The organism is Thiohalocapsa halophila (genome assembly GCF_016583825.1).
In the GTDB taxonomy this organism is placed as follows: domain Bacteria; phylum Pseudomonadota; class Gammaproteobacteria; order Chromatiales; family Chromatiaceae; genus Thiohalocapsa; species Thiohalocapsa halophila.
This window is the reverse complement of sequence record NZ_NRRV01000053.1, coordinates 1-12,673: the sequence shown is the minus strand read 5'-3', so window position 1 is coordinate 12,673 and position 12,673 is coordinate 1. Positions and strand designations below refer to the sequence as shown.

Sequence of the window (12,673 nt, the reverse complement as noted above, 5' to 3'; positions counted from 1 at the left end):
CAGCTCAATCCACCTGCGGCACAGCGACTCAACTCGCTCGCATAGCGCCTTAACCGACCCCAGTCAGTGCACCCTCCTTCGACCTGCCCAATCCCCTCAACCACGCCCCCGTCCCGCCACAACCTCCCGCAACCGCTTCCGCTCCGCCTCCGACACCGCGTCGAACGCGATCCCCAGCGACCAGCGATCCTGAAACGCGATGTGCGCGACCCGCACCACCTCGCCCATCAGCCGAAGCGGCTCCGCCCCCGCGGCCGGCTCCAGCGACACCAGCAGCTTGGCGCCGCTTGGCACGAAGTCCTGCGCAGTGGCGCCGAGCCCGCCTTCGCTGAGATCGGACGCCAGCAGCGGCATGGCATGCGTGCTTATGGTGCGCGGCACCGGCTCCGCGGCCACGGCGCCGTCGAAGCCCGCGCGCGGGAAGCGCCGGCGCTCGCCGCGAATGCGTGGTTCGGCAGCTGCCCCATCGAAGTCGCTCATTGCCCCACCATCCTGACGTCCGGCCCGGTCTCAGCCGGCGGCCCGCCCCACAACCTGCTTGTCGTTAACGGCCAGTGTAGCTGCCATAACGCGATGGTGTAAGGGGTCCGCTGTCGGCGGGATCGGTGGTGGCCTGATGCTTTGAGGGGCCCGGATCACCGCTGCGTAGACCGTAGGCCGGCACTGATCGGCTCGTTCCCAGGTGGCCATCGCTAAGCAGGGGGACCGCCAGCGCCAACAGCCGCGAACTGGTCGGGAGCGCGAGGGCTGATGCTGGGTGCAGGCCGGGACCCGCGACCATCGGCCAGCCGCCCACGGCGACCTCGAGACCGCTCAGCCGCCCTCGCCCGACAGCTCCACCCCGACGCGCTCGCGCACGAGCCGCGCATATTCAGACCACTCGTCGGCATCCAGCCCGGCCGCCATGCCGAGTCGCGACAGATTCGCTTGGAGATCCACAGCCGCACCGATGAAGGCGGCCTGACCACGCTCGCCCGCGGCGGTGACCGGCACCGCCAGGACGCCGCCGTCAGGCGTCAGGTGCAGCTCGGCGATCGCGGGTTCGGTGAACGCCTCCCCGAGCACGAAGCCGACGATGGCCGACATCTGCTCGCTCATGCTGGGAAAGCGGCTGGGGTGGAGTTTGGCGCGAAGCTGCTCTGCCATCGACATGCCGGGCGCTGGACTGCCTGCGGGGGAGCGCACACCGTACCCTTCTCCCAACGCGCTGTCCCATACTCTGCGTGCGCCGAGCGCCGTCAGTGAAAGGCCCAGCATGTCACGCGTCGCCGGTGTCGATCTCACGACCCTGCCGCACCCGGTGCGGGTGGACGCCGCCCTCGGCAACCCCCGACGGCGCCGAGACCAGTGCGCTGCTCTACTCCCTGGTCAAGACCGCCAAGGCCAACGCCCTGGAGCCCCGGCCTACTTGACCTACCTCTTCGAGCACCTGCCCGCCGCCAACTCCCCCAAAGCCATCGCGGCCTTGCTGCCACATATTCTGAAATTGGACGTCATTAGCCCCCAAGGGGCAATCCTGTAGTTCGCCGGACGCTTACCGCTGTCCCGGGCCGAGACGTGGTGTTCCGCCAGTTACCGCTACCCCACTGCCACACCTGAGCAGAACAAAGACGTACACCGCGCTCCGCGTAGCGGACAGCCTCTGTGTCTGGCCGAGGACGTACGCCGCGATCCGCACAGAGACGCTCCGGACGCTTCCGTCGGCACACCAACCCGCCTAATAGCCAGACAAGCCGTGGTCGGAGTGCTGCTACGACAGCCGCCGTTCCGCGCCCAACGCCGTCGGACGGCTGCCGATGCCCCAGCTCGCCTGCAGCGCCGATCATTAGGTTCAGTCATCCTCGTCGTTTACGACATTGGTCGGGTAGTGGTCGCCGTGCCCGACCAGATTGGCATCATTCTAGGAGGAGCAGTTGACCGCTTCGACGAGCATGCAAATGCCCGAGCCGGCTGGGATTTTAGTAATGCTCTGAACGTCACCGTCTGGGTGAAGGCCGATACGGCCGCCATGGCACGCCCCGCGGGCCTTGATCATAACCCCGACCACCACGTAACCAGCGCGACGGGACGCAGAGCGTCGGCCCCAGCTCCCAGCGGGAGCGTGGGAGCCAGAGCCCGGCCCGTGGTCGGACTTATGATCGACGCCCGGCCGCCATGGCACGCTCCGCGGGGCGCCTAGCTGCGTTACAACTCCTCGGAATAGAAAAACTATTCCTCGTCGTTGTGCCTTGCCATGCACCCTGATCCCATCTACCGGGCGCGACGCACCCTGACTACCATCCGACCGCTCCTTCTAAGATCATCGCCGCGCCCGAAACGATTCGTGCCAGGGTAGCCGCCCTCGTCAACAACCTCGAAGAGCTACTCCACTCGGACCGAATCGATGCGCGCCAGGAGGCCAGGGGTGCCGACGCATCGACGCGTCAGGGCGCCGGTCAGCAGGCCCTCGCTCAGGTCGAACTAGTCCAACACCTTAGCCGGTTTCTACAGTCCAGTGAGTGTCAAACGCAGCGAGACGGTATGCAATGTCTTGGGCACACCTACGTCACCGGCGGGTCGTCATATGAAGGCTCTGCGGGTTCAGGTACCGTCTGATCCCGCTCCCATCCTTCGTTCTGGAGCGTTAGCGCTTCGATGGCGACGCCGTTTCCATTCGCGTCTAGTTCCGGCAGAGCTTGAAATTCAGACACCCAACAGCGGTAGACCTTGTAGCACAGAACGATCTGGCCGGCTTCGTTAAGGAGGTCGATGATGATGTCCTTGCGGAAGTCCTTCAGCGACGACTCGAGGCCGCCGCCTTCCTTGGCCGAGACGTTCCACACCTTGTTTGCCCAGCGCTCAAACTCGGCATCATGTGTAATGCCGCGCTCAAGCCTGATAGGCTCGACGCTGTGCCGCCCTGGTAGTTTGTGGACGCTGCTAACCTCGCCACCCTCCCGGAACTCCTTCACCTCGGTGGTACGCTTGAGCCCGCTGACTTTGGTGATTCCGGCTATAGTGCGGCCATCCCAGCGAACTCTGAACTTAAAATTCTTATATGGATCATGGCGATGGGTATTGACATTGAAAGTAGCCATAAAGACCCTCTTCAAAAAGGCAATGGAAGCCATGGCGGTTGCGAAAACTTACGTTTGTCGCCTTACGTCAAGAGCGAGTAAAGCGACGGTGGTGCTTGGCCAGCCTGCGCGGCTTGCCCCGCCCGATAAGTATAGGGCAATGCAAGCCGCGACAAGACTCCCGAGGACTTTGACGACAGGGGGCGGCTTTCCCCGAGCACGGCGGAGCACGTCGACTGCAGCTAGCAATAAGTCTCTAAGTCTAGCTTAGAGCGAAGGGGGATCATGTAGGAAGCAAGACTAGCCTCGATACTGTCTCCGACTCTTCGGTGGGACCCAATCCCCGCTGTCAAAGGATCTTGCGGCCTTCAGTCGCTGAATTACCTTCCTTTCCAAGAAGATACCCCGCGATTGCGCTGAATACACCCATCCGATACAGGTTTTCGGGTTTCAATCGCTGCGGATGATCTCGAAGTTATCCGTCAGCAGTGAGCGTAACTGCTCGGCATGCGCATCGAGATCCGCGAAGAACTGTTGGCAGGCGGCCTTGTAGTCGGTAAAGGTCTCGTAGTAGCGGTTGTACAAGACTTGGCGTTTGAAGAATTTCCAGAACCGCTCGATCAGGTTCAGGTTCAGGTTCGGCGCATACGGCGGTAGGAACTGCAAATCGATCCGCGAGTGCTCCAGGTAGGCACGCACGGCTTTGGAGCGGTAGTAGCGGGCGTTGTCGCAGAACACGGTGATCGTCGCGGCCTTGGGATAGGCGGCCTCGACCTGCGAGAACAGGGCGATGGTGGAGGCGGCATCGATGGTGTCGTCGTAGCGGATCACCGCGTGCTGCGTCTCCACGTCGATCACGCCGTTGATGTTCAGCCGCCGCCGACCGGTGTTGCTCTTGAGCGCGAAGCAGCGCCCGCGCTTGATCCAGCCGCCAGCGCGGACCGGGTTGTGCTGCGGGTGGGTGGCGTCCATGAACAAGATGGCGTCGTGCTCGCCTTTGTTGTCCTTGAGCTTTTTGTAGGAGGCGACGAACGCTTCCTGCACCTCGGGAGCAGGCGCCTTGCCCGGCAGCAGCTTGGGCTTCTTAAAGCGGTAACCGAGGCGATGCAGCAGGGCGGTCATACCGCTGTCGGTGTAGCGCACACCGAAGCGCGCCTCGACCCAGCGTGCGACCGCGGCGGCGCTGGGATGCAACTGCTGCTGGAGGTGCGCGTCCAGCTCGGCCAGCTGCGCGGCGGTGAGCAGCGCCTCGCTGCCGACATAGTTCATGCGCTCGAGCGCCGCGATGCCACCCTCCTTGTAGCGCTTGAAGTGGGTGCGCACCGTATCGTCGTTGATCAACAGCGCGGCGGCGACCTCCGATGGGCTCCAGCCACTGCCGAGCAGGACCACGGCGTTTAGCCGATACGCCTCACGGACGTTGCGCGCAGCGCGGTGGGCGGCGCGCAGCTCCGCGAGCTCCTGCTGGTTGAGGTGGTAGTCCTGCATGCACCAAAGGCTAAACGATCTCAGCGGCTTGCGCTAGACTCCTGAGATGAAATCTCAGATGAGACTGGTATAGCGGCACCACGGTTACCGTTGAGGAGAGCCTGGGCTATGAAGCGCCAACCTCGGCAAGTATGGCGATCTCGATATAGCCGCGAAATGCACTGACGTCGGTGAAGCAGCGGAACCCCGCCTGACTTGCCATAGCGATGGTCGCTGCCTCCTCGTTCAGCAACACGGCCACCGGCTGACTCAGCTCTTCCTGGAGTCCGTCTGGCCAGGCTAGATCCAACACCGCTTGCTGGGCGCCGGTCTCTGGGTCCGCCAGATCGTAGGCGACTGCGCCGCGCGGCAGCCCCTGCCCGGCGACCCAGTCGTTGAGCGCTTCGAGCTGTGCCTCTTCCTCCTCGCTGCTGATGCCGCCGACGACTTCAACGGGCTGCGGCGCCGGTTCTGCGGCCGCCTCCGCGGTGAGCGCGGCGGCGCCGGTGAGCCAGCGCTCGTCCCCATGCAGCAGCTCTCCCATCCGCCGGTTCAGCTCGCTGGCGAGCAGCGCCTTGCGGGCCTCCAGAAAGTCCGGGAAGCGGTCGATATGCCACAGCTGCGGGTCCTGCGGAATCCATTGGGAGGCGAGCGCCCCCGGATGCTTCTCCTCCACCTGCGGGAAGTAGACCGCCGGCAGCGTCGCGCTGATATCGAGGTTGGTGTCCTTGGTCAGAAAACAGAAATTGGCCAGCGCGTTGACCTGCGGACGGCTGTAGCCGTGCTTGTAGAGCTGCGCCTTTGGGAAGATGTGGTGTACCTCTAGCCTGCTCATCCTGCCGAGCAGATGGGCCTTCAGCGGTAGACCCGTGCCCCAGTCCTTGGCCTCGCCCATGCGGGTGAGCAGGTAGAGCACTGGGTAGAAGCGCGCGCCCAGGCTCCAGCCGGTGAAATGCCCTGGCTCCGCCTGGAGCCCGCCGTGCCAGAGCCGAAGCTGCTCCAGCAGCTTGTCCAGGCCTCCGTCCTGGCCCTCCAGCGCCTCCAGATCCTTGTCGATGTAGGTCTCGGTGGAGCCCGAGAAGCGCCCCCACATGGCCGCCTGCACGTACCAGAAGAGCAGTTTGTCCCGCTCCGCCTCGTCCATCATTCCATGTGTATGCGTCGCGCGTTGGTCCAGGTATCGCGCCATCACCGGGACGGCGAAGCGCCCGAAGAAGACCTGATCATGGTCCAGCCCGACCCGGCCGGAAATCAGGTTCAGGCAGTAGTCGATGTGCTTCGTGGTCCGTTTCAGCGCGTCCTGGACCTCCGCCGCCGTTTTCTCGTGCAGATATTGGAATTTGGCCTCGCCGGTGAGCACGGTGTTGACGGAGCGCAGGAGCCAATCCAGGTTGAAGTGAAAGCCGTCCAGCTCCCAGCGCTTCAGCTCCGCTTTCATGGCGTCGCGGCCCTCGGGCCAGTCGGCGCAGATCTTCGCCAGCGCCAGATCGCCCTTGGACAGCTTGGTTCCGCCGCTGTTGACGCGGTTGAAGATGTCCACCACCACGTCGAGGGACTTGTCCGCGCCGGTGACCTCTTCCACGTGCAGGTCGATCTCGGTGATGCCGAGCAGGTGGCCGAGCCGGGCCACATAGTCACCGACCTTGTCAGCGAGCTCCGGTTGCGTACTGAACCGGGTCATCAGCGCACCGAGCCCCGCGTTGCCCTGCTGCATCAGCTCGGTGACGTCCACCCAAAGCGGGTCGTCGCCCATCTTCACCGGCTGGTAGAACGCGAAGGTCTCACGCTCAAGGTGGAAGCGCAGCCCTGCAAACGCCTGCGCGTTGCCGTCGAAGAACTCGGGCGGCTTGCCCCGCACCACGCCGTACAGCGACGTCATCCGCTGCTGGCCATCCAATAGCAGCTTCACCACACCCGCCGCCACCGGTGCATCGCCACGGTGCGCGGCGGACTTGCTCTCCGTGGCCCAGACAAGCAGTCCGCCCACGGGATGCCGGCGATACAGCGAGTCGAACAGCCCACGCACCTGGTCGCGGTTCCAGACATAGCCACGCTGGAACTCCGGCAGCGCCATGTGGCCGCTGTCGATGTGGTCGAGGATCGTGGAGATCTTCATGCCAATTGGTTATCTCTGGTAGTTCGATTGAACGGCGCGGACACCCTTGTAGCCTGCCGGTCTCCTGCCCACCGCATCAATTCTCGCCCTCAAACTTGGCCGACGAGCACTTGAGCACATTGGAGTTATTCCGCTGGGCCCGCCGCAAACGCACTCGGCCCGGGATTGCCGTGCGCCAGCCAGTCCGTTGAGAACACCTCACGCTGCCGCCGGAGCACCTCCACCGGCTGCGCCGCCGGGAAGCCGACGCCCGGCATGCCGTCCTTGCCGACGACGATCACCGTCAGCGGCGGCAGAGCTTTCGCCTCGCAGTAAGCGTGGATCGGGTCCAACAACTGCCCAAGTCCCGGCGGAGGAACACCGATCGCGGCCCCGAGCTGCTTGTACGTCATGGTCTGCTGCCCGCGGGAGGCCCAAGCGAGCACGGCCCAGATCTGGCACGCACGTTCCGGAATCTTCACAGTCATCCCCTGTGGCAGCAGCGTGTGTCGCAGTGAGGGATACGCGGCGTTGGCAGCCCGTGGCGTGCGCTTGCGGTGGCCATAGGGCGAGCCTCTCGCGAACCGTTCAGTGCGCCGGCATGAACTGGCCGGTGGAAGGCCTGATGTAGCCTGGCCCGGATTTGGGTAGGAACTCGCCCGTGCGGGGGTCAGTCAAGCCGGGTCCCGTACGCGGGTAGAAGCGGCCGCTGTGGACATCGATCGCGCCGGCCGGATTGGGTGCCAACACTGACGGCGGCGACACATTGGAGGCCGGCGCACTGGCTGATCGTGTTGCCGACCGTGGGATAGCCACTGGGCGACTGGAGCAGGCCCCAGCCTCACCGCTTCCAGATCTCAGCTCTGAAAGCAAGCACGCCTTGCGTCCCGGCGACATGTCCAGCCCCTGAATGATCTCGCGGGCGTGAGCGATCACGCGAGCATCGCCGCAGGCGCCAGCGATCGAGGCAATGATGCCGCCGCGGCGGCCGACAGACACATTCGACTGCGCCGCTGAATCGATCTCGCGCAGGCACTCGGCGGTTCTGCGCTGAGGCTGGGCGGCATTGCGGGAGCGCGCCCTGGCCCGAGCCTCGTCACGTGCACGCTCGCGCTCGAGCAAATTCCGGGCGGGGCGGGAGTCGATGATGTTGGCGTTGGGATCAGGGGAGAGGGTCTCGACCGAAACCGCGGTGCCTGAGCAGGGCTGATCGGTGAACGTAACCGCCCCATCCGGGCCGGTGCACTTGTTGAGAGCTGTCGCCGGCGACGCAGCGAACGCCAGCGCGCTACAGAGACCCCAAACCGCTAAACGCATCATCCGGATTCCTCCTGGGATTGGGTGCAGCCTCGGGAAACACTGGCAGTGCCACCGCACTCGTGCTGTGAACGCATAAGCAAAACGTGCATGCCCGGTCCGCGCGCGAGCCTTGCCAGTGCCCGCGCCTTTCACCGCGAGGGCTCGGGAGCGATGTTGGTGGTGTAGTTGCAGTCCCCGCTCGCGAAGTTGGTACACCCCAGGAAGGGACCGTAGCGGCCCTGGCGCTCGGTCAGCCGGCCAGTGCCACAGCGCGGGCAGATCCGTTCGCGATGGCCGCAGGAGGCGTTGCTGCACAGGTACGCGCCCTCGCCTTCGCGACGCACGAAGGCGCCTTCGTCACACCGACGGCAGACGCCGGAGATGTGCTTGCACAAGGGATAGTGCGAGCAGCCGTAGAAGTCCCCATGGCGGCCGGTCCGGCGGAGCAAGAGGCCGGTTCCGCAGTCCGGGCAATACACGGTCGCCCCCTCCAGGCGGGCGGGCGCATCGACGTCCGCGCGGTCGGCGGCGATCTCGCCGACAAACGCCGAGGGGCGCACATAGTCTGCGATGAGATGCACGGCATGGCGGGCGCGCGTGAGGGCTACGTAGAACAGCCGGCGCTCTTCTGAGTGGGGGAATGCTTCCGGCTCGGAGAGCACCGCCTCGAGGAGCGGGTCGTCGGCGATCTGCGACGGGAAGCCGTAGCGCCCGGCGATCAGGCCGACGACGATAACGTAATCCGCCTCGGTGCCCTTGGCGGCGTGCACCGTTGAATGGGCAAGCCGCAGGGCCGGGTATTGCCGACGGGCCTGGTCCCACGCCCACCCATGGAGCGCCTTGTGGTAGCGACCCAGCACCAGGACGTCGTGGCTACCGCTGCCGGCCTGGCTCGCAATCGCGCCGAGGGCCTCCAGGAACGGGTCGTGATCCCCGCCAAGGTGGCGGTGGATGTGAATCCGGGGCCCGCGCGCCGACGTGGCGCAACGGATCGTCTTCGGCAGCTGCGCGGGATTGCGCTGCACGAAGCGGCTGGCGACGCGCTCGATGCGATCATTGAAGCGGAAGGTCTCGCCGAGCGTGACGGTCTCCGTGAAGCCGAAGTGCTTGGCGAAGTCCCGCATCAGGGCGATGTCACTGCCGGCGAAGCGATAGATCGCCTGCCAGTCGTCGCCCACACAGAACAGCCGGTGAGCGCGATCCTGATCCGCCAGCGCTTTGATCAGCGCTGCACGCCCGGCGGAGATGTCCTGGAACTCGTCAACGAGGATGCAGGTGGCCGGCGAACGGTAGCTGCCCTCGCGGACGTGGCGAGTCGCCTCGATGATCATGTCGTTGAAGTCGACCTCGCCGCTGGCGGCGAGCGCGCGCTGGTAGCGCAGATAGACAGGCTCGAACACGGCCAGGAAGGCCTCCAGCCGCTTCGTGTCGCAGCCACGCTGCCGGGCTTGCGCACGCACGCCGTCCAGCGTGCACCCGTTGCCCTTGAAGTGGTTCAGGAAGGTCGCGACCAGCTCCGTGAACGGGTCGATCTGGCGGGTTCGGGTGAGCACCTCCAGTAGTTGCTCGTTGCTGATCGGGCGCAGCGCGACCCCGTGATCGCGTAGCTCCTGCTTGAGCACATCGGTGAGACAGCCCTCTTGCTTGAGGTAGCTGTAGGTCTCGATCAGCGTCGTGCCATGCTCGGCGTGCACCGCCCGCTTCCACGCCATCTCCTGGTGGTAGCGCTCGCGATCGATGTACGGGGCCGTCCGCCCGTCACGGCCGATGCCGAAGTGCTCGATGTAGATGTCGTGATCGGGCAGGTAGAAGTCCGGCTGGTACTGGCGATGCTCGGCCGTGGCCAGGTCGACCGCGTAGGGCGCTTCGTACTGGTAGCGCACACCGTTCAGGAACAGGAAGTTCGCGATCTCGACCTCTGCGAAGCTGCGCAGGCGCTCATCCTGGAGGCTGCGCAGGTCGAACGCCTGCAGGTGGTCGTAGTACTCCCCAAGCTCGTTGAACTCCTTCTCGTCTTTGTAGGGGGCGAAGAAGCTCTGAAAGTACTCGCGCACGTAGTCCCCCGCCTCGGGATCGCGCACGACTTCGGCGATCAGCTCGCGCAGATGCTGGCGCAGCGCTTTCTCATCCTCGGCGGTCTTCGCGAGCGTCGGCTTGCGCCCGGTGGCGCGCCCGATGATCGACAGCCCAAGGCTGTGGAAGGTGCTCGCTTCGACGGCCTTGCCAGCGAGCGCACCGGCACGCTCGCCGAGCTCCTTGGCGGCGCGCTTGTTGAACGCCACCAGTAGTAGCTGCGCCGGCGTGCACAGCCCCTTCTTGAGCAGGTAGGCGGCCTTGACCGCGAGCACGCTCGTCTTGCCCGAGCCGGCGCCGGCGATGACTCGGGTGTTGTCCTCGTGCGTGATGACCGCCAGGCGCTGCGCATCGGTCAGCGGGTGCTTCTCTGCCGTGTCGAAGAACTCGCGGAATCGCGCAAGCTCGGCGGCGACGAAAACCTCGTTGGCGCGGGCGCGAAACGCCGACGGGGCGTCACGGAAGGCGGCCACCGTCGAGAGCGCTGCGGCGACGCGCTCATCCCCGGTGACCGCTGCCGCCGGAACAGCGAGCACCGGCGCCAAAGGCTCTGTGTGCCGCAGCGTCGCGTCGACGGCGTGCTGTGCGACCCAATGGTCGCCGGCCTCGCCGCGCCGCAGCCAGTCGTCGAGCACCGACAGCCTGCGCTCGTGCTTTGCGAGCAGACCGCAGAGCCTGGCCACGTCCTGGCGGGCTTGCTCGATCTCGGCGCGATAGCGCGCCGCCGCATTCCTGCCGAGCCCATACAGCCCAAGCAGCGGCCCACCGCTGGTCCCGCGAACGAGGATGCGGCTCCAAACACGGCCGCGCTCCGCAGTCGCTGTGTCCAAACGGCGAAGCGGCAGGTGCGCAACGGCCTCGCCCGAGCGAACTTGCAGCGCCCAAGGGCTCAGCTGCGCCTTCTGGAAGCCGTTCGCCCGGCCGAACAGCCGCGCCAGCAGCCGAGGACGGATCACCGCCCTCGCAGTCTCTACATTCCCCCTGAACACCCGAACGCCCCTTCCCGGCCCCCGCCAGGTGAGTCACGCCTCATCAGCCGGTGACGCCGACCGACGATGCAGTCACTGCCGGCCGCAGAACCGCGGTTGCGGCGCAGCAGCATCGAAGCAAACGTACACAAGCTTGGCAGTTGCGGCGCACTGCTTCCTGTGCGCCACGTCAAAAAACGTGCTTCGGGGCTTGACCTCGGTTCGAGACGCGACTGAGCGTGATGGAGGGTCGCTGGACGCCTTGACCGCAGCAATTCCCGAGTCCTCACCGAATACCGTGAGGCCGGCGCCGCACCATTGAGGATGGCGCCGGGCCGCAGGAACGAGGCGCCCGTGCATGGACCGCCACGCTCAGCCGCGGAACCCAGCCGCCATCGCGGCCCGCAGCAGCTGAGCCGCACCACCGTCGGCGCCTACAAGACCTGCATCGAGGTCGCCTGGTGCGGCGAGGACGCCGACCCGGCCGCCATCGGCTACGTGCGCGTGGAGCGGGCCGTGGGCGGCACGGCGCCCGGGAGCAGTGGGTCGGGGTTGTTCGGCGCCGGTGGGCTGGTCCTGCGCACGAACCTCGGCGGGTCGGATGCGGAAGCGTTCGATTACTACGGACGACCTTCAGCGCCGCATAGCCACGAACTCGCTACGGGACTCGGGCGCAGTGAAGACAAGCCAATCTCTACCGCGCTGAAGCCTACGCCAAAGCAGATTCCGTGAGCCCACCCGCGGACACATGCGACGACCTAGAGAACGCAGACAACTTACTGGCGCGACCGCACGTTGTTCATCGAACGAGCGTGCGCGCCGACTCATCAACAGACTTATAAGGCGCACGTACAACTGACCAGACCCCGGAGCGCGGTACGCACTGAGTCTTGGGCCACCGATAAGACGCCGGCTCCGCAGCGCCGATCCTGGCCTTGGCTGACTCTCATACTAACCGTCCATTAAGTAATGTCAGGTCGCCGCCTGGGCATCGAGGATATAGCGGCAGTGCGGATGGCGGAAGAAACCGGCAACCACCTTGGGCAATGCGCGCAGGCGCTCCAACGCCTGCAAAGCCTTCTCCTTGAGGTCGAGCTTGTTGGCCACCGTCTGCTTGGCGATGTACGCCTTGACGTTGCCCCAGACCTGCTCGTCTGGGTTGAGGTGCGGGGAGTACGGCGGCAGGAAGAACAACTTGAGCCGGCCGTTTTGCGCTTCGACGAACTCCCTGACGATGCGCGCCTTGTGGATGCTGTGGCCGTCGACGATGAGGAACACGGGCCGATCGGCGTCGTGCAGCAGGCGTTGGAGGAAGTCGACGAAGACCTCGGCCGTGGCGCGACCCTCATGCACCATGAAGTGGAAGTGCCCGTCGGGGGCCACCGCGGAGAGCATGTTGAGGCCGAAACGTTGGCCGGTGGTGGGCACCGTCGGCGTGCGGGCCATCGGTGCCCAGGTCGTGCCGGCGTGGTGATCCGAGCGCATGCCGGCCTCGTCTGCGAAGAAGATCCGCGCCCCGACGCGCTTGGCCTCGGCGGCAATCGCCGGGAACTCTTCTTGCTCCCAGCGGGCCACCAGCACGGGGTCGCGCTCGCGCGCCCGGCGCAGCGGGCGCTGCGGGGTGAAGCCCAGTGCCGCCATCGCCCGCCCCACGGCCGAGCGCGAGAGCTTGATGCCGAACTCACGCTCGATCACCTCGCCGATCAGGCGCAGGG

The 12,673-nt window shown here is 65.6% G+C and carries 11 protein-coding genes; 2 read left to right on the top strand and 9 right to left on the bottom strand.

Annotated features, from left to right (window positions below):
- Nucleotides 1-96 precede the first annotated feature (96 nt).
- Together CKO31_RS18445 and CKO31_RS18440 are read right to left on the bottom strand one after the other, a co-directional pair.
- A complete protein-coding gene (locus tag CKO31_RS18445) occupies nt 97-480 on the bottom strand; it encodes a PilZ domain-containing protein (protein ID WP_200240369.1) in 384 nt (127 codons plus the stop codon).
- A gap of 333 nt (nt 481-813) precedes the next feature.
- Nucleotides 814-1,257, bottom strand: coding sequence for a hypothetical protein (locus CKO31_RS18440; protein WP_242475495.1), 444 nt, complete (start codon nt 1,255-1,257; stop codon nt 814-816).
- On the opposite strand from CKO31_RS18440, the gene CKO31_RS18435 reads away from it, so the two are divergent.
- Nucleotides 1,256-1,522: a transposase domain-containing protein gene (locus CKO31_RS18435; RefSeq protein ID WP_200240368.1), complete on the top strand. Its 267-nt coding sequence runs from the start codon at nt 1,256-1,258 to the stop codon at nt 1,520-1,522. The two genes, CKO31_RS18440 and CKO31_RS18435, sit on opposite strands and share 2 nt — an antisense overlap.
- Nucleotides 1,523-2,540: 1,018 nt before the next feature.
- Here CKO31_RS18435 and CKO31_RS18430 read toward each other — a convergent pair.
- The 6 genes from CKO31_RS18430 to CKO31_RS18405 form a co-directional block, all read right to left on the bottom strand.
- Nucleotides 2,541-3,110 carry a phage tail protein gene (locus CKO31_RS18430; protein WP_242475494.1) on the bottom strand — a complete coding sequence of 190 codons (570 nt, stop codon included), beginning with the start codon at nt 3,108-3,110 and terminating at the stop codon, nt 2,541-2,543.
- Between the two features lie 396 nt (nt 3,111-3,506).
- Nucleotides 3,507-4,544, bottom strand: a complete 1,038-nt coding sequence (locus CKO31_RS18425; RefSeq protein ID WP_200240366.1) for an IS630 family transposase — start codon at nt 4,542-4,544, stop codon at nt 3,507-3,509.
- A 106-nt stretch (nt 4,545-4,650) separates the two neighbouring features.
- Nucleotides 4,651-6,639, bottom strand: a complete 1,989-nt coding sequence (locus CKO31_RS18420; RefSeq protein ID WP_200240364.1) for a DUF262 domain-containing protein — start codon at nt 6,637-6,639, stop codon at nt 4,651-4,653.
- Nucleotides 6,640-6,764: 125 nt separating this feature from the next.
- A complete protein-coding gene (locus CKO31_RS18415) occupies nt 6,765-7,031 on the bottom strand; it encodes a hypothetical protein (protein ID WP_200240363.1) in 267 nt (88 codons plus the stop codon).
- Between the two features lie 175 nt (nt 7,032-7,206).
- Complete coding sequence (locus CKO31_RS27730; RefSeq protein ID WP_369075139.1) at nt 7,207-7,935, bottom strand: DUF4124 domain-containing protein; 729 nt, start codon at nt 7,933-7,935, stop codon at nt 7,207-7,209.
- Nucleotides 7,936-8,066: 131 nt separating this feature from the next.
- Nucleotides 8,067-10,946 carry a UvrD-helicase domain-containing protein gene (locus CKO31_RS18405; RefSeq protein ID WP_200240361.1) on the bottom strand — a complete coding sequence of 960 codons (2,880 nt, stop codon included), beginning with the start codon at nt 10,944-10,946 and terminating at the stop codon, nt 8,067-8,069.
- A gap of 366 nt (nt 10,947-11,312) precedes the next feature.
- Between CKO31_RS18405 and CKO31_RS18400 the strand changes: the two genes are divergently transcribed.
- A complete protein-coding gene (locus CKO31_RS18400) occupies nt 11,313-11,690 on the top strand; it encodes a hypothetical protein (RefSeq protein ID WP_200240360.1) in 378 nt (125 codons plus the stop codon).
- Nucleotides 11,691-11,930: 240 nt separating this feature from the next.
- Here CKO31_RS18400 and CKO31_RS18395 read toward each other — a convergent pair.
- A partial coding sequence (locus tag CKO31_RS18395) for an IS630 family transposase (protein ID WP_200240359.1) occupies nt 11,931-12,673 on the bottom strand: 743 nt, incomplete at its 5' end.